The organism is Acidobacteriota bacterium, assembly GCA_016208495.1.
Classification (GTDB): domain Bacteria; phylum Acidobacteriota; class Blastocatellia; order Chloracidobacteriales; family Chloracidobacteriaceae; genus JACQXX01.
The window spans coordinates 71985-90624 of record JACQXX010000010.1; the positions used below are offsets into that span (position 1 = coordinate 71985).

General features: G+C 54.1%; 9 protein-coding genes. 4 read left to right on the forward strand and 5 right to left on the reverse strand.

Annotated features, from left to right (window positions below; translation table 11 throughout):
• Window positions 1-158: 158 nt before the first annotated feature.
• The 4 genes from pelF to HY774_01690 all read right to left on the reverse strand — a co-directional run bounded on the left by pelF (window position 159) and on the right by HY774_01690 (window position 7257).
• Window positions 159-1643, reverse strand: a complete 1485-nt coding sequence (pelF, locus tag HY774_01675) for a GT4 family glycosyltransferase PelF (GenBank protein ID MBI4747170.1) — start codon at window positions 1641-1643, stop codon at window positions 159-161.
• A 91-nt stretch (window positions 1644-1734) separates the two neighbouring features.
• Window positions 1735-2640: a hypothetical protein gene (locus HY774_01680; GenBank protein ID MBI4747171.1), complete on the reverse strand. Its 906-nt coding sequence runs from the start codon at window positions 2638-2640 to the stop codon at window positions 1735-1737.
• A gap of 59 nt (window positions 2641-2699) precedes the next feature.
• Window positions 2700-4874, reverse strand: a complete 2175-nt coding sequence (locus tag HY774_01685; protein ID MBI4747172.1) for a hypothetical protein — start codon at window positions 4872-4874, stop codon at window positions 2700-2702.
• A 172-nt stretch (window positions 4875-5046) separates the two neighbouring features.
• Entirely contained in the window at window positions 5047-7257 is a 2211-nt protein-coding gene (locus HY774_01690) for an efflux RND transporter periplasmic adaptor subunit (protein ID MBI4747173.1), read from the reverse strand.
• A 269-nt stretch (window positions 7258-7526) separates the two neighbouring features.
• Between HY774_01690 and HY774_01695 the strand changes: the two genes are divergently transcribed.
• The 4 genes from HY774_01695 (at window position 7527) to HY774_01710 (ending at window position 14168) form a co-directional block, all read left to right on the forward strand.
• Entirely contained in the window at window positions 7527-9089 is a 1563-nt protein-coding gene (locus HY774_01695) for an FtsW/RodA/SpoVE family cell cycle protein (protein ID MBI4747174.1), read from the forward strand.
• A gap of 79 nt (window positions 9090-9168) precedes the next feature.
• The gene (locus HY774_01700; protein MBI4747175.1) at window positions 9169-12180 is read left to right on the forward strand and encodes a hypothetical protein; all 3012 of its coding nucleotides are present in this window, start codon (window positions 9169-9171) and stop codon (window positions 12178-12180) included.
• A gap of 466 nt (window positions 12181-12646) precedes the next feature.
• Window positions 12647-13366, forward strand: a complete 720-nt coding sequence (pepE, locus tag HY774_01705; GenBank protein ID MBI4747176.1) for a dipeptidase PepE — start codon at window positions 12647-12649, stop codon at window positions 13364-13366.
• 118 nt (window positions 13367-13484) lie between these two features.
• Complete coding sequence (locus HY774_01710; protein ID MBI4747177.1) at window positions 13485-14168, forward strand: leucyl/phenylalanyl-tRNA--protein transferase; 684 nt, start codon at window positions 13485-13487, stop codon at window positions 14166-14168.
• A 197-nt stretch (window positions 14169-14365) separates the two neighbouring features.
• Here HY774_01710 and HY774_01715 read toward each other — a convergent pair whose 3' ends face one another.
• A complete protein-coding gene (locus HY774_01715) occupies window positions 14366-18487 on the reverse strand; it encodes a hypothetical protein (GenBank protein MBI4747178.1) in 4122 nt (1373 codons plus the stop codon).
• Between the last annotated feature and the right edge of the window lie 153 nt (window positions 18488-18640).

Below are 18640 nucleotides of genomic sequence, written 5' to 3' on the forward strand. Positions count from 1 at the left end.
TGTGGCGAGAAGCAGTGTCTAAACAGTACTGATTTTTAGCACTTTTTTCCAGTCAAATTCCAAAAAGGGAGCACAGAATGAAGAATGAAGAATTGAGAATAAAGAATGAGTGCCTGGTGACTGGTTTCGAAAACCCCAAACCCCAAACCCTCTTTGGCCTACCTACCAATCAACTGCTGGTACAGGTCTCGATAGTGAGTGGCAAACTGGCTTTCAGTAAAGTGAGTTAAGGCTCGTTCACGTGCCCGTTGGCCAAGGTCTGCCCGCAATTCCGGGTTGGTCAGCAATTTCACGATGGACTGCGCCAACTGGTCAGGGGTCCGGGGGGGCACAAGGAGCCCGGTGTCGGCCAGCGCTTCACCGACGCCGCCGACATTGGTGGCCACAATGGCACTCCCACAGAGCATGGCTTCAACGATGGTGTAGGGGAATCCTTCGGAAATGCTGCTCAGCGTCACGACATCCGCCTGGTTGAAAACCTGTTCCGGATGCGACGTGAGTCCGGCAAAGGTTATGGTTTGCTGTAATCCAAGTTGAGTTGTAAGTGTCTGGCATTCAGCAAAATAGGCTGGGTCGCTGGCTGATCCGTACAATAAAAACTCGACTTCTGGAACGGTTTCCTTGACCTGAGCCGCAGCCTGAATCAGATCTTTGGTGCCTTTAAGAGCAAAAATCAAACCCACCTGGGTCACCGTTGGTCGGGCACGACGCGGAAGATTGAGCGGGCAAAAGCGTGCTTCATTTGAACCGTTATAGATCACCTGCAATCGGTCAGGTGTGACGCCCTGGGCGAGTTCCCAGCGGGCATTGTACTGGCACACGGGTGATACCACATCGGCATAATGATAGTTGGCACGCACCACCGCCCCAAAAAATCCAAGCAGAAACCGTTTGACGATGGTTGATCGGGCTGTCCGGGCTACATTGAGATATTGTTCACGCAGGTACACCCCGTGCTCAGTGAGTAGATATGGTGTGCCATATTGCAGTTTGGCAACCACGCAGGGGAGGCCGCAAACTGCCGCTGCGGCTGAATGGGTCAGTGACGTTCGCGGAACTTCCACGTCCAGAACCAGCAACAACCGGGTCAGCAGTTGAAGACATTCCGCCGCATCTCTCACGGTTGGGGGAGGCAGGGGCGGCGTGGCTGATGATACCCAGGCCCGCAGAAAATCCTGAAAACTGTACCAGACGACCCGTGAACGGAAGGTTTCAAAGTAATCAAACCGGCGGAAGTAGGCCGCCATGTCAGCAAACCGTTTCCCAGTGACTGCGCCGGTGGCAGTGCCCGTGATGTCGTCAAGCAATGCCTCGAAGATCGGCAGGAAATGACGCCGGATCGTCGGCTCCGTTGTTTGTCGCCGCCGGTTGAGGATGGTGGCAAACGTGCGGTCAAATTGTTGCTCAGCCGGGTCTTCCGTTCCCCAGAGTGGAACTTTGATGATGCTTTTGAGATTGGGTGGAGGCTCGTACCGGGGAGGCAGATAGGGGTGCATAATCACCGACAGCACCCTGTACTCAAACTCTTCCAGCCGGTGCAGCAACACATTGCACCAGGTACTGACGCCCCCACCATGAAATGGATAGGTGCCCTCAGTCGCCAGAAGCACTTTATGAACCATGCCGGAGTGATTGCTTGCCACAACGATAAAACTACCTGGCCCCTGAGTTCACTTGTTCGAAGAAAAGAATTTCGATTTGTATTCCGAACACTGAAGCCTGAACCCTAACCGCCTAAAACCCATTTTGCAGCGGCAGCAGGTTGACCCCCGATGAGTATCCCGGCATGGCGCAGTAGGGGAGGAAGTTGTAATCTCGCGAAACCTGATACATTCGCGATTGAAAGGTGATATCCGCAATTTGTGCGCTTGTCAGTTGGTACAGTGTCATAATTGACAGCCCGCCACCTTGCAGCGCGGTCAACTCAGCCAGTCGGGCCTGTGACCAGGCATCGGTTTCAATGTACTGAACCTGGAAGTTTTCCCAGCAGATGGCGTCCAAATATCCGGCAGTAAAGGTTTTAAGCCGGTTGATTCCCCAGTTTTGAAGGATCAAGTTATTTGGGTAACGGGTTCGCATATCGCGCGTCAGAAAACCAGCCGATTGTAAAAAGCCTTCACCAGTTGGTGTTCCGGCATAGGGTGGCTCATCCCCAATATTCAACGTATCGAGAAACACACCGTCATAGCCGCTACTGATCAATTTTTGCATCTGGTTGATCAGGAGTGTCCGCCAGTGGCTTTGCCGCAAATCCATCAGATAGGCATTTGAACCGGGAATGCGAACCGGTACACCGTTGACTCGATAGTAATCTTGGGGAAACGCCTGTCTCAGAATTGGGTCGTTGGGCAAAACTTCAGCGCAGGTCAAATAGCCGATCAGGAGCGGACGATTGCCGTTGACTGGTGCTTTCAATGCCTTTATCTGAGTGGCAGTGTAGTTTCGAGGCTCAATCACGATGGCTTCAAACCGGCGCAACTCTGTAACTCGTCCTGAGCCATAATACAGCACATAGTTGCGAATCTGTTTGAATTGCTGACGGGCCGTGAGTTGCACAGGCGCTGAAATTGCGGCGCAGGAGAGGGTTGACCACAGCATGAAGATCATTCCAAAGCTGAAACAGGTCATTGATTTCGTCATGGTAGTTCTCTTTCTGGTTTAACGATTCAGTGCCCATTCCTCAGGAGTCGGAACGGCATTCATTGGGTTGAAGGTTGATTGATGAGATGAAAGACAACCAGATTGTCGTCTTCATAAAACACGCCCAGGTTGTGATGGTGTTGGCCATAGGTGTTGAGCAGGTTCAAGGCTGACTGCATCAGGCTGCTGCGTCCGGCGGGACTCCGGTACATGCGGAACGTGATGTCGGTTTGCTGGGCAAATCCTACCACAGAAGGTTGTGGGCGCGGGTCGGAAATCCAGGGGCGTTTTTCGATCAGGACAAAGGTATGTGGCGAATCAATCGGAAACCGAAACTCTGGTGACTGGACCTGATCCAGGGTGAATTGCTGGCTCCAGGCATGGAGATCAATGTGCCAGCCACGACCAAAAACTTCGATAAATTGTTCAGTTGGGGCAATTACCATCCACTCTCCACGAGGGTAGCGGCGTGCGATGTGTTGAATGACTCGGGCTGATTGGTCATATTCCAAAAGTGACAATCCGCCAGCCTGGGCGGAATCCGCACACCAAAACCGGAGGGTTTGATCCTGGGGCTGAAAGGGCGGAAGGTTCCCTCGCCAGAGCGATGTTCCAATCAGTACGGCGCACAGGGCCAGGGTTGTCAAAGCGGTCAAAAGTGATGACTGGGTGAATCTGGGGAATGCCGCCTCAATCCAGCTCATCAGGGCTCCAGCCCCAAGTCCAATCCAGCAAATGACAATCAATGGCCATCCTTGCAGAACTTCTTGAAAAACCAGTGGAACTGGTTGGAGCGGGTCAAGCCCTGACCAGACCACAAGCCCTGACCAGGCCAACACCAGCCACCCGGCGCCGAGCAGCCGAATCCGCTCTGGGCCTGACTGCCTGAAGGCCATTCCGATGAACAGCACGGAGGCAACCAGGATGGCTCCGGCCAAAAAAACAAGGAACGGTGCGGAGTGCAGAGCTTCGATGATTCCAGTGCCAGTCCAGTGAACTGGTGGGAACAGGTTCAACCTGGTTTGTGGAGGTGGTGCCAGCCAGGAAAATAATGCCCTTGACCGCATTTGGGCGTGGGATTGAAGCAGAATGAGACCATGACCTGCTCCCACGGCCAGTACCCAGAACAAAGCGGCGAAAAAAAGCTGTTTCACCGGTAACGCCAGTCGTGAGACCAGAATCACCCCAACGTGAAAAACCAGCGCTGCCAGCAGAAGTCCAACCGCCGTGCTCGGATGAAACAGCGTTGTCAGGCTTATTCCAGCCAATCCATCCCAGCGTTGATCAGTTGTTTCCGGGGCGGCCAGGGCCGGCCAGGTACACAGGGCGACAGCCAGCGCGGCTTCAAAAGGCAATCCAGCCAGTGACCGTCCGATTGCTTCGTTACAGGTGGTCAGAAGTTTCAACCCAAAAGCCGCCGCTGGTTCTGGTGGCCAGGCTAACTGAAGCCAGCCAACCGGAATTGGTCCGGAAAGAAGCCCCGTTATGACCAGACATCCGGTTACAATTCCCGCCAGTTTTTGACCCGTCGCCCAAAAGACCAGAATCCCGGCGGCGCCAGCCAGCGAGAATGCGATCAGTGGTCCGAGTGCTCGCACGACGTGCAGCGCATCGGTCGCACTCAGCAGGCTTACCGTCGCCGTCAAAACAGCCAGCCCATTGCCGGTTCGGTCAGTGGTAACCGTGTTAAACAGAATGTATTTGCTCTGAAGGAGCAGGTGGTAGCTTTCAGGGTGCGGGAGTCGCAGGTTTGCCGTGGCAAACTGGCCTTTGGCGAAAAAGAACGAAACAAAGATGAGCCCAGCCACGCCAATCCACACCAGAATGGTGGGCGAGGATATTGACTGACGAAGTGTTGAGCCCTGATTTTTCAACCAGGCCCAAAATCGGGCACGAATGCGCTGCCATACAGCCGGGTTTCGAACCCGCTCCCAAATCTCAAACACCGAGGCAAAATCCCCCAGAATTCGCCGGATGTGCCACGAATGTTGAAACAATGTGCCCGCCACCAGGCCGAAGAGGAGCATCGTTACCCCAAACAAATTCAGCGCTGAAGCGAGGCTTCCAATCGCCGTGATCAACGCCAGGGCGCGAAGGATCTGACCCACCTGTCTCTGACCTGGAAGTTCCGCCAAACCGGGAATGGTTGCTCGCCGCCCACAAACCATTGCCACCAGCCACACCAGCAGCAGGAAGACAATCACAATCCAAAACAGGGGAAATGTCGTGCGCACAAGGATGGCAAGTCAGTACCACCTGCGTGAGCGGGTGGGGATAGGAGTGCATTAGGGATAGTTAAAGAATAGATTCCTGGGAGCGCGGGCGTCCCGCCCGCCATAAGTCGGAAGATGCGGGCAAGATGCCCGCGCTCCCAAATGAAAACGGGAAGTTGATTTTTTACAGTTCCTAAGGTTGCAAAAACCGGACTTCGGCTGGCTGACCCACCAGGAGCGCCTGTTGCGGGCGCACAATCTCGATTTCGACCCGATGGGTTCCATCCGGATCGGGGACCGGGTTGAGGGTAACCACTTTTCCTGGAACTGTTTCTGGCGGAAGGGTCGGCAGGATGACCTGAGCCGGGTCGCCAACGTGCAGGGCGTCAATGAATGGTGCGGCAACTGGCACCCGAACCACCAGGGTGTCAAGCCGGGCGAAGGTCATGAGCGTGTTGCCACTCGCCACCTGATCCCCAATGCCCACCGGAATGGCAATGACGTGGCCATCAGCCGTGGCACGGACGGTGCAATCCGTCAGGCGTTGCTCGGCCAGTTTGAGTTCAGCTTCGGTTCGTTCTAAACGCTGAATTGCCGTTTCGAGAGCGCCAACACGGCGACGCTGATCAGCCGCATCTTCCTGGGCTGCGACTTTCGAGGTTTTATCCGTCTGTTTTTGCTGGGCTGAGACCAGTCGTTTTTGAGCTGCGGCAGCTTCTTCAGCCGCCTGCAAATCAGTTTCAGCCAGGCTGTAAGCCGCCGCATATTCGTCATATTTGTCGCGTGAAACCAGCCCTTCGCGGTACAGTCGTTCATAGCGTTGGAGTCGAATCCGCGCCTGTTCAAAGACAATGCGGGCGCGTTCGACCGAATCCTGACGTTGCGGAACCGGGACGCTTTCGGCGCGGCGCTGGGCCACGGCCACTTCTCCAGTCGCCGTGGCCACATCGGTTTTGCTGGGCAGCCCGGTTTTGACTTCAAGTGCAAGCTGGTCTCGTTCCTGGCGGGCCAGATCGCGTTCAATTCGGGCCAGCTCGACTGTCCGGCGAGCTTCGGCTTCATCCAGGATCAACAGTACCTGTCCGACTTTGACCTGATCGCCAATTTTGACCGACAGATTGCGAACCACGCTGGCCTGGGGCGCCACGGCTTTCCATTCCTGGGATGGATGGAGTTTTCCCTGAAATAAGGTATTTGACAGCGAAGTTGCCCGTGCCGCTGGTGAAGTTGGAGCAGGCGGTCCATTGAAATACTGGCGCAGAAAATACACACTGGAGGTCACCGTTACCAGTAACAGGAGGAGCGCCGCCATCCAGCGGCTTTCCCGACCGGCTGGACGCTCGGTCACCACGAGCGAAGCGGTTGAAATTTTCTCAAGCTGGGTTGATTGCCCGGATACAGGCTCCAATCCGGTGGCCGTGGACCGATTGTCAGTGAGTGGTGCGGCGGTTCGTTTTTCAAGCGCCGAAGTGGACGGAGGTTCTAAGGAGGCCGAGTCAGCCGTGGGCAGTGGTTCAGCCAGTTTTTCAATCAGTTGGGTGACTGGTCGAGGTGGAGCCGTGGCGGGTGTGGTGATGGGTTTGCGTTCCAGTTCAAATGGACCTTCCGCCAGACCATAGTCCAATGCCGTCTGGTTGATGTCCAAATCCGATATTTCCGTCAGTCCGGCTTCATAGCCGGCCAGTAACGCACCATCGCAGAGTCGGCATAAACTACCTGGATTGCCGTCACTCATTGCAAACAGGGTTTGAATTGCGGCTGGGGTAAATGGCGAGCGTTTCGCGCCGGCCCTCCGGAGACGGATTTGAATAAACTGAGCTGCTTCGTCGGCAGTCAGGGAGGGAAGGGAAACCCGGACTCGATGGGCGGCAGGTGAATATCCGGGGAGTCGCTTCAGCCGGCGTTCCAAATCAGATCGGCCACTCAGCACAATCTGCAAAAGTCGAACGCCACTTTCTTCATGGTGAGCCAGAAGGCAGAGCGACGAGAGGAGGGATTGGTCCATTTCGTCAGCGCGATCAACCACCAGCGTCGTCACCTGTCCCTGATGATGGCGCTCCTGGAGCAGGCTATGAAATCGGGTCGGGAGCGAAATGCGGGCTTCCGGGTCAGGTGTCAATCCGAATTGATCGGCCAGAAACTCAAGCAGATTGGAGCCGATTGAACGAGGATCCGGAATATGACCAAACAGGATTTGTGATTTGAGTTCTTCGCGCAGGACCTGGAGCAAAAAAGTTTTTCCACTTCCGGCTGGTCCAGTCAGCGTCAACAGTCCCTGACGGGCAAAAATCCCTTCCCGCAACTGTCTGCGGACCTCGGCCTGGGCGGAAGATTCATAGAAAAACCGGGTATCGGACGAAAGTGCAAACGGCCATTCGCGAAGACTGTAGAAAGAAAGATACATAGTCTTCTGAAAAACTTCGGTAGAATCAAAAAGTAAATAAAACCTGGAAAATTTGAAAAACACTGACTCTGAATTGTCACCAGTGTAGCAGAAATCAGTCTTATAAGTCAGTACCACCTGAGTAATACCCTTTAGGGCTGAGGGCTGAGAGCTGAGGGAAATACTTGTTTTCCAACCATTTAGCCTTTTGCTCATACAATCGGATCATTCCAAAAGGGTATGATAGCAAATCAGGGAAAAACCCTAAGCCCTAAGCCCCAAGCCCCAATATGAAACCTTCTTTCCACCTCCTTCTCGTGCTTGTGATTGCTGTATTGAGTCTGGCCGGCCATATCGCCCTGGTCTGGGCGGGTAACCTGCGTGGGTTTCACCCCAGCATCCTGGTTGCCATTCGGGATATGGTGTTGTTTGTGCCGATCATTTTGAGCCTGATCTGGCTGGTTCGGGTTCAGAAATGTCGGGCCAACCTTACTCTCCTGACGGCGGCCATTTTTCTGATGTGTTTTGGTCAACTGGCCCAGTATCGGTTGTTTTCTGACCCGGAATATGGCGCCCGTGGGGAAAAGCGACGCGATGCCCGCGAAATGAAAATCCAAACCATTCTGCGGACCAACATTGCTTCGGGGTATGACGATGTAAAGAAAAAATACTTGTTTGGCAGCACTGAGGTCCCGCCGGCACCAGATCCGGTCACGTCACAGATTGGTTTTTTTGATGTGTTGACATCGAGTAACACCCTGGTGCCATTAATTTCGCTGGCGGTCATGCTCGGTTTGTTTGTCCTTGTGAAGCGCGATGATGTGTTGCACCTCCTCCAGAAAAACGCCTTTCTCATTGGGCTGGTGACCGTGGTCCCCTTTTTGATTATCGTGGTGTTTTTCAGTCGCGCCGGGAAATTTTTAGGGGAAACCACACCCTGGGAACCGGTCAAGCTTCTGTTTTTAATCACCTATGGCGGACTCCTGGCGGACCATCATATTCATATGAGTCGCACCCGATGGGGGCTGCCGCCCTGGAGGTTTCTGCTTTTACTTGGCGTTGCGGCACTGATGCCGGTCGTTCCATTCTTCTTTCTCAGTGATTTTGGACAAATGCTGGTCTTTGGCGGGGTTTATGCATTGCTGTATCTGATCGCCGTCCGGCGCTGGACACAAATTGTCTATGCCGTGGTGCTGGTTGGGCTGTTGTTTCCAATGTTTTATTTTGGGATTGGCATTCCAAACCGAATCAATTTGCGGTTTCATCTCTGGCTCGATACGTGGCAGGCGCCACCTCCTGAGACATTCTGGTGGAAACCCTTTTCCGAGCGAATCCAGCGCGAATATGAAGGCCGAACGATTACCAACCAGGATGCCTGGTTTGATCAGTCTGCCCAGATTGCCCAGGGGTTGTTTGGCGTCAGTGATGGCCAACTGGCTGGTGAAGGACTGGGGCTGGGCTTTCCAGAAGTCGTGCCGGTTTCAGACTCGGATTTTGTCTATGTTGCTCTGAGCGAAGAACTTGGATTGGTTGGAGGCTTTCTTCTCTTGATGGGGCTGTGTGCCTTTGTCATTGCCGGGATCAATGTTGCCACGGCGGCACCGGACATGTTTAGCAAGCTCCTGGCCGCCGGGTTTACCGCTTTTATCGGGCTCCAGGCGCTGGTCAATATCGGAGGCGTCATTCGGTTGCTGCCCATGACCGGCATCACCTTGCCCTTTGTCAGTCACGGCGGATGGTCGTTGATTACCAGCTTTGCCATGCTTGGCACATTACTTGCTCTTTCTCATCGCAATCATCAGGAAAGAACATCACCAATTATTGAAAATCCAGTGGCGGTCCGGGTGGAGTAGAGCGAGTCAAAGTTTCCTGCCTTCCACTCATCGTTCACGCCACAACCACTTTTAGACCAACCGTATTTGAGGAGCGTATATGACACGATTTTTCTCAGCCTGGCATAAGTCTTTTGGAACGGGCCTGCTGGTCCTGGCACTCACCCTCTGGTGCCAGGTGTCAATCCAGGCCACAACGGTGGTCCTGATGCCGGATGACGATTTGATCGTCAGTTCACGGGCCATTGTCCACGGGACCGTCACACAGATTGAAAGCCGCTTTGATCCTTCAGGCCAATCCATTTACACCTACTTCACCCTTCACCTTCAACAGGTTTTCAAAGGCAATATCAGTGATTCCACCATTGTGGTTCGACAGTTAGGCGGTCGTGTCAGTGGGTTCCAGCAGGTGGTTTATGGGTCACCTGAATTTGCAGTTGGCGAGGAAGTTCTGCTCTTTCTCAACACGGCTGATGATGGCGCCCTGCGCGTGGCACACCTGTGTTTGGGGAAATACTCAGTTGTGACCGATGAACAGGGTGGTCGGCAGGTCTGGCGGACAATGGATGGGGTCGAATTCGTTGAACCGACCAAACATCAGGTCACTGGATCCGCCAGCACCAGCGATATGGAATGGAGTCGGTTTCTGGAAAAGATCCGCTCCACGCTGACAAGTCAGGCGGATCGGGTGATGGCATTTGAGCACCTTAACGATGCACGGCCACTGGTGGCGATTCCTCGCGAGTATCTGGAATCTTCATCCGCAGGTGGATTTCAGCCGAAATTTACCTTGCTGGGCAGTGGTTCGCGCTGGTTTGAAGCTGACACCAACACCCCTGTTATTTACCGAATCAACACCAATAACCCGCCGCGCAACAATGGAACGCCCATTCCAGGAAACGGTGTGAACGAATTTAATGCAACGTTGGCGGCCTGGACCAATATTGCCAATGCCTCATTGATCCTTCAAAGCGGAGGCACGACAACCGCCGTTGGCCGCCAGAATGATGGTGTCAACGCCATTTCATTTAATGATCCGCTCAACCAGATTGACGACCCCGTCAATTGCGGCGGAGTTTTAGCGATTGGCGGTTTTACTTCGAGCAACCAGACCATTGTGGTCAGTGGACGGACCTTCAATCGCATCATTGATGCCGATGTGGCCTTTAATAACAACTTTGATTGTTTCCTGGGAAATACCGCGAATCTGGCCGAAGTGATGACCCACGAAGTTGGCCACAGCATTGGACTTGGGCATTCATCGGAAAACGTGAATGAAGCCAATGCCACCCTGCGGGATGCCACGATGTTTTTCCAGGCCCACGGAGATGGTCGCGGAGCGGCGGTTCGAACGGATGACATTGCCGGTGCCGCTTTTATCTACCCGGTGGCTGGCGGTGCCGCGACACCAACCATTACCAGTTTTAACCCAACCAGCGGCACCGTGGGTACAGCGGTTACCATCACCGGAACCAATTTCACAGGTGCTTCGGTGGTAAGCTTCAACAATCTCAATGCCGCCTTTACCGTGAATTCAGCCACCCAGATCCTCGCCACCGTGCCAAATGGCGCCACCACTGGTTTGATTCGAGTGACGACACCTGGCGGAACAGCCACCAGCGCGACCAACTTTACAGTAAATGCTGGCGGCGGTGGTGACACCCAGGCACCAACCGTGACGGTGACTTCACCCAATGGCGGCGAGACCCTGACCAGCACCGCAACTTTTAATGCAACCTGGACCGCCAGCGACAATGTTGGCATTACTCGCCAGGACCTTGCCCTCTCAACTAATGGCGGCAGCAGCTTTTCTGTAACGCTTGCTTCAGGGCTGGCCGGCACGGTGCGCAGCTTTGTGTTTACGGTGCCTTCCGGAGCCGCCACGACGACTGCCCGACTGCGAGTTACCGCGTTTGATGCGGTCAATAATGCTGGTTCGGATGCCAGCAACCAGAATTTCACCATTCAGGCACCCCAAACCGGGACTGAACTCAAAGTTGATGACGGTACACTCGAAACCGGGCTGGTTCAAAGCAACATGATTGTCGTCAACCGGCTGACGCCAGGCAGTTATCCAGCGAAGCTTGACCGGATTCGGATCCGTTTTGCCCGGTTTTCTGGTCAGCCAAACCCAGTTGGCCGAACCGTCAGACTATTGGTGTTCACCAATCCAACGGGTGCCGCCCAGCCGCCCAGCAACCCGACCTTCCTGGTCAACCAGCAAATCACGATTCCGCAAACCGCTTCGTTTGCTGACTTTGTGTTGACCAATGGTCCAACCATCAATGCGGGTGACTTTTTTGTTGGCTACCAGTTGCCGAATCCAGCCGCCGGCGTCGGGTTTACCCTTGATACCAGCAGCGCCTCTCAGCAACGAACTTTTGTTTCAACCAATAATGCCGTTTCCTTTAGCCAGCTTGTGATCAGTGGAAATCGCCGACCAAATGCGTTGATTCGCGCCTTGATATCTGCCGGGAGCACGTCTGGCGGCAATACAATTCCACCTTCAGCCGTTGTACTGTCCCCATCTGAAAATGAAGTTGTGACCGCTGGCGTTCCATTTACCATTCGTTGGGTCTCAAGTGATGATTCCGGTCTGAGCTATCACGATGTTGAGCTTTCAACCGATGGTGGTCAGTCATTTACGGCTCAAATTGCCACTGGCGTGGATGGTTCGGTCCAGGATTATGGCTGGTTTACCTCCCGCAAAGAGTCAACCCGTGCTGTGATCCGGGTGACGGCGGTTGATGCTGATGGGAACATTTCAAGTGCCACCAGCGGCGTCTTTACCATTGCCGGCAACAATGATTTTGCCGTTGATTTTGACTCCCCTGAACTGATCGGTTTCCGTGGTGAAAAAGGAACACTGGTGGTCAACATTGATCGAACTGGTGGGTTTTCTGGACCGGTGACCGTAACCGCGCCTGATACCAAAGCCCTCAAGATCAAATTGTCCCCAGCTTCCCAAACGACCACCGGCGCAACTGTTTCGTTTACCTATAAGATCAAGAAAACCGCTGTCCTTGGCGCCCAGCAACTGACCTTTACTGGAAAAGACGCTGAAGGCCGTACCCGCACCAACACGGTGACGTGGTTTATTCAGGAGAACTGAGCGAGTGAAATAGTACAGGAGCGTGAATCATGAGTAGCGAGTCGTCAGACGGAAGCTTACTCAAGGTAAATGATAAACGCTGGAGTGAGTGAACCCCTGACGACCGACGACTGACGACAAACTGGTTTAATTCACAGATGCTGCCTGGTTCCAGCCAATAAAATTGTGTTGGAACCAGGCTTTTTCTTTGAAAGATTTGTAATTGGCCGTCAGAATAATAGCCGTCAGTCGTCAGTTGTCAGTCATCAGTAGTTCACTAAGTTCATTGATTTGAATTATTTAACTATGTGGTCATCAAGATTTTCATTCCCAAATGGTAAGATCTGCCTTCAGGGAACAATTCCAGGCTTTTGTGTTTCGATGTTCCTGGAGTCTACGATTTTATCTTGTTCTATAGAATAGATTTAGTTTCTACATTCTTCAGTCGGTTATTTCTCATAGTTCATAAGCGGAGGCTTTGTTGACGATGACATATCAGCGACTCTTGCTGTTAAGCAATTCAAAAACCGAAGGATTCGGCTATTTGGATCACGCTGAAACCGTTTTGCAGGATTTTCTTGGGGATCGAGTCCAAACCGTGCTATTTGTTCCATTTGCTGGAGTTCGGATATCTTATGCCGAATATGCCCAGATGGTCGGCGAGCGATTTGGACAGATGGGATATCAGGTCATTTCATTGCACGAGCTTGAGGATCCGATTCAGGCGGTGACCCAGGCTCAGGCAATTGCTGTGGGTGGTGGAAATACCTTTCACCTGTTGCATTCTTTGTATCGGGCCAATGTCCTGGATGCCATTTGCCAGCGGGTTTCTGATGGAATGCCCTATATTGGCTGGAGTGCCGGGTCAAATGTTGCCTGTCCAACCATCAAAACCACCAATGATATGCCGATTATTGAACCCCCTAGCTTTGCCGCGCTGGGATTGGTGCCATTTCAAATCAATCCGCATTACCTTGATGCCCATCCCGAGGGACATCACGGGGAAACCCGCGAAGAGCGCATCACCGAGTTTCTGGTGGTCAACCCTTCCGCCACGGTCGTTGGGCTTCGTGAAGGCACCTGGCTTCGCCGTGAAGGACCAACCCTTGAACTGGGCGGTGCCAAACCGGCTCGGGTTTTCCGATATGGGACGCCTCCGGTTGAGCACAACCCTGGCGCAGACCTGAATTTTTTGATCAAAGGGTAAACTGACCTGATTAAGGACAATATTTTGATAGTCATCCCAGCCGGAGATTTCCTATTGTACCCGGTTTTGATTCTTTTTTGGTTTGAACCGGAGATTCTGACAACGACGAAAACTGCCTATGCGATACATTGACGGGATTGCTATTTTGCGCCCAGGCGACCGGTTTCCGGATCCAAACCGGGGACCGGCGGATCGTCCGGTTGCAATTGGCATCGAATTGACGCCCGCACTGATGTTAAAAGGGTATGCGTGTGGAATCTTTCCCTGGTCCGTCAGCCCGGTTACCTGGTGGTCACCAGATCCAAGGGCCATTTTTGAGCTGGATGGCCTCTATATTTCCCGCCGATTTGCCCGTACGATCCGCAATCATCAATTTCAAATCCGCTTTGATACTGCGTTTCATCAGGTCATTACTGAATGTGCCAGGCCACGGTCGGAACAAAATGGTGTCTGGATTACTGATGAATTTGTTGATGCGTACATGCAGCTTTTTCGGGCGGGATATGCCCACTGTGTTGAGTGCTGGCAGGGAGATGAACTGGTTGGGGGAATTTTTGGTGTGGCGGTTGGTGGGTTTTTTGCTGGTGAGTCAATGTTTCACCGGGTTCCGGATGCTTCAAAAATCGCACTCTATTTTTTAACGCAACGCCTGCGGGAATGTGGCTTCAAGCTGTTTGATATTCAGGTCATCACCGATCACACCCACCGTATGGGCGCGGTCGAAATATCACGCTCTGAATATCTGTCGCGTCTGCGCGAAGCCATCAATCACACGCCACGACCCTTTTTGAATGAAGAATGAAAAAAGTGGTTAGTGGTTAGAAATCAATACTTTCGAAGAAGAACCACTAACCACTAACCACTAACCACTAACCACTAACCACTAACCACTAACCACTAACCACTAACCACTAACCACTAACCACTAACCACTAACCTAACCACTAACCACTAACCACTAACCACTAACCACTCAATGATTTCTTCATTTTCAAGTCTTCATTCAGTTGCGTGCGTGATGTAATAGCGTACAAAGTGCCAGCGGGATTCGCTACCGGCTTCTGACGATCCGTCCCCAAACGCCAGCCACCGGCGAACCGCACGGGGTTCACTCCCTTTAGCCCGTGAGCGAACCCAGAACCGGTTGATTCCATTCAGACACATTTTTCCATCAACCAGCACCAGGATATTTTTCCCCTCCATGATAATGGTATAGGTATGGGGTTCGGACATGGTATTGCAGCTAAACTGCAAATCAGTGGCCCGAAGCAAGCTGATGCCTTCCGGTTGGATCAGCAAGGCGTCCGCGTGCTGATCATTTTCAACCCAGATGGCACAGCCGGTGTGCCCACGGTCCCCAACATAGCTGAGGAGTTGCATGCGGACTTCAACCACCACTTTTTTATCCGAGACCGCTTCCCACGGGTGAAAGAAAAAGGCACTGGCTTTCAAGTCCTGGCAGGTATTGACATACATCGCTCCATCCGGCTCGGTGCGAATGATCATTTGCCCGGTCAATTCCATGCCCCAGCCAAACATTTGGGTTGCCTGACGCTGGCGTGGCCCTGACGGAGGCGCTGGGGACGGTACTGGGGCCACCACGGGAACTGGGAGAGAGGGGGTACTGGTTTCACTGGTTGGCTGAGTGGCATTGACTGGTGGAAGCGGCGTCGCAACCAGGGTGGGCGGCGGTACTGGCGGTGGTGTGGTGGGTTCCGGAGTGACTGGGGTGACCGGCGGCACCCGTTCTTTAATGTTTTGGACATGTCCGGAAGGTGCTTTGCTCAGGCTGACAACTGGCGATTGAGTACTCTCCGCACGTTTTTCCTGCCGTTCCATCCGCTCCGCCAGATCCCGGACTGATCGGGGCACCGCATCCGAGGTAAATGAAGGAACCTCCTGGCTCATCACCAGCACGGGGGGGGCCTCGCTGAGTTCGGGCGGGGCATCCCAGGTTGGAAAACTGTTTCCGGAAGACGCGGGGATGGGTTCATCTGGAAGCGCCATCAATCGGGGACTGGTTGGCCTGATGGGGACCGGGGTGACGTCACTGATCCGCGGTTGATGGGGGCCAGATTCAAGACGATTGGCTTCAGCCGTCGCGGTCGGCTCCACCGCAACCACGGCCAGTGGCCCAGGGAGGCGGGAGGCAGGTGCGGTGGCGGTGGTTCTGATTTTGACAATGCGATGTGAGACCGAATCAGCCACAAAAAGGTCACCGTTTGGGGCAATGCAAATCCCCCTGGGCCCGCTGAGTTCGGCCTCCGTACCACGTCCATTGCGTTTTCCCTGCTTGGTTCCGCCGATCAGGCTGGCGGTAACACCCATCCGGTCCGAATTTGGATCCAGACGCAAAATGCGATGGTTATTAGTATCTGAGACGTAAACCACACCCGTCAGATCAACCACGATTCCGCTTGGAAAATTCAGAAATTTCAATGATGGGCCACCCCAGAGGGTGGTCACGGTACCATCTGGTGTCACGCGACGAATGGCATGATTGGCGGCATCGGCAACATAGCAGTTATCTTCGGTATCGAGCGCAATGGCATAGGGCCAGCCAAATGCAGCTTCCGTACCGCGTCCATCCCGGAAGCCACGGTCGCTGCCAGCCAGTGTGGTCACGGTTCCATCGGGATCAATACAGCGAATGACCGTTCCATCGGCTACATAGATTTTCCCGGTCGAACTCACCGCAATGCCTTTCGGGCCTTCAAATTGGGCTGAACGGCCCTGCCCGTCGCGTGACCCCTGGGTGCCGTTGCCCGCCAGCGTTCGCACTTCGCCTTTGGGGGTCACCTGGCGGATACAGTAATTCAGGTGGTCCGTGACATACAACGCACCATCTGAACCAACGGCCAGGTCAAGCGGTCCTTTGAAACAAGCTCGTGTTCCGGCATCATCGCGCAATCCACTTTCCAGGCTCCCCGCCAGCGTTAAGACGGTTCCTTCAGAGGTTACGCCGCGAATGCAGTGATTAAAATGGTCAGCGACATACACCGTACCCGCAGCATCAACACAGACCCCCATTGGACAGTTAAACCGAACGGATTCGCCGCTGCCGTCCCGAAATCCCACTTCGCTCCCAGCCAGGGTGAAAAAAGTATATTCCTGTGGCTCCCGACTGATTGGAACCTGAAACTCGGTGAGGTGGAGCGGAGGGAGCCCGCTGGAGGGAGTGAGGGGAACCTGATACCCGCCGGAGAGAAAAGCATTATTCGGGGGCGTCACCGTCCGGCCCAGGGTGCCAACAGGTGCCGTGATTTCAACTGGCGGCTCGGTGGACGGGCCAGTCATGGTATGCGGAAACCTGATGGACCGAATCACATGCATATCCCGGTCGGTCACAAACAGCATACTCTTTGCCAGTGCCAGCCCGGTGGGCGACCAGAATTCAGCGCACCCTTCACTCTGTCCGCCTAATCCATCATGATTGCCTTGCCGACCATTGCCAGCCAGAATCGCCACACTTCCATCCGGAAACATGCATTTAATGGCGTAATCCTCGGCATCTGCGATATAGAGTGTGCCATCGGGGAGAGCCAGAATGGAAACCGGCTCAAGGATGAGCGACCCAACCTGGGCCGCGGGGCCGGTTGGAAGCGTCGTGACCAATCCATCGCGGGTGATTTTGCGAATGACGCCGTTTCCAACGTCCGCGACATAAATGTTGCCAGCCCCATCCAGGGAAATACTACCCAGTGTTTCAAACCGTGCTTTGTGGATCGGGCCATCCTGATAGCCAGCTTCATTTCCGGCAATGGTCTGGACTTTTCCATCAGGGGTGATGCGTCGGATCCGGACGCCATCCGCCACAAAAATATTGCCATTGGAGTCGGCTGCCACGGCCCGAGGCGCGTCAAATTCGGCCTGCTGGCTCATCCCATCGCTCAGGCCACGATTTCCACTGCCGACAAAGGTTTTCACCATGCCGTTGAGCGTTACCCGGCGGATGCGCAGGTTATGCAGGTCGGCGACATAGAGATACCCATTGGCATACACAATACCGCGCGGCCCATTAAACATGGCCAGTGACCCTGGTTCATCCCGGAAGCCGGCGGTGCTTCCAGCCAGTGTGGTGGTAATGCCTTCCGGCGAAATCCGGCGAATGCGATGGTTTCCAAAATCAGCCACATACAGATTGCCCTGGGGGTCGGCGGTAATGCCGTTGGGGCGTTGAAACGAAGCCAGTGCCGCCGGGCCATCTCGAAATCCGGCGCCGCCGCCAGTCAGGGTGCCGACGATATAAGAGGATGGGTCAACCGTGTTTGCCGCAGCTTCAGGTTGATTGGTGAATTCCTCGGCGTCCTCGACGTCATCATCATCATCATCGCCCAGCATGGCATCAGCCAGGAGTTTGGTTGAGACAAGCGAGGAGAGTTCCTGTTTTCCAATCGGAGCGGGTCTGGGCATTTCGCCGCCGCTGATGGGTTGTGCCGGTTGTGATAGTGCTGGGAGTTGATCCACTGTTTCCGACAACGGAGCCGCCGCACCAAAATTTCCCGATGGCGATGAAATCAACGCGCGGGTGTCGGAATCCTCCATTCGTGGTGGGAGCGGGGTTGAAATCCCCCGTGGCGGCACCAGGAAGATGGTTGGGGCGTTCCGCATTTCTTCCGTGAAGTCAATCGGCGTGGTTTGGGCGGCGGGCAAGGTTCGCATTTTGAGCCATGGGTTTCTTTCCAGGGCCAGACTATCCAGGATTTGGTGAATAACATCCCCGGCGGGTTCGAGGAGTGTCACCGGACACACCACACCCAGGCAGGCCCGGGCATAGCCGGTTCCTTGCAGGCAGCGCACCGCCACGAGTCGTGATTCAAATGGGTCGCCTTCGCGGATAAACAGGGCCCGGGCAGTCAGGCCGTGAATCTCACCGAGTTGGGTTCGTTCGCCGTTGATTTCTTCGGGGGCTTCGTCGTGGAGTTTAGCCAGGAGGTGAAGTGGGGACAGATTGGTTGATGGAAGCTGGTTTCGGTCTGGAAAGAGTTCCACACCAAAATACACACGCATCAGGCTCGGCCCGCATACGGCGATTTCAAAACCGGGCTGACGTTCAAGTCGCCAGGCAGCAGGATAGTCAAAGGAAAAGCCGTTTGATTCGAAAGTGGCATAAGCAAGCATGGAACCCTCGTGGCTGGTAAGAGGCGATCAGCACTGGCCTGGAAGCCGTTTGAAAACGCCAGGCGCGATGGCTCGCCCTTATCCGGTTTGTTCTTTTTTTTCAATGATTTCCAGTTGAATCAGGGTACTTTCGATGGTATAGTCTGGCGGCGG

Coding starts and splice junctions, on each gene's coding strand:
- HY774_01690 (MBI4747173.1), bottom strand. CDS start 7,257: ATGTATCTTTCTTTCTACAGTCTTCGCGAATGGCCGTTTGCACTTTCG.
- HY774_01710 (MBI4747177.1), top strand. CDS start 13,485: ATGCGATACATTGACGGGATTGCTATTTTGCGCCCAGGCGACCGGTTT.
- HY774_01680 (MBI4747171.1), bottom strand. CDS start 2,640: ATGACGAAATCAATGACCTGTTTCAGCTTTGGAATGATCTTCATGCTG.
- pepE (MBI4747176.1), top strand. CDS start 12,647: ATGACATATCAGCGACTCTTGCTGTTAAGCAATTCAAAAACCGAAGGA.
- HY774_01700 (MBI4747175.1), top strand. CDS start 9,169: ATGACACGATTTTTCTCAGCCTGGCATAAGTCTTTTGGAACGGGCCTG.
- HY774_01695 (MBI4747174.1), top strand. CDS start 7,527: ATGAAACCTTCTTTCCACCTCCTTCTCGTGCTTGTGATTGCTGTATTG.
- HY774_01715 (MBI4747178.1), bottom strand. CDS start 18,487: ATGCTTGCTTATGCCACTTTCGAATCAAACGGCTTTTCCTTTGACTAT.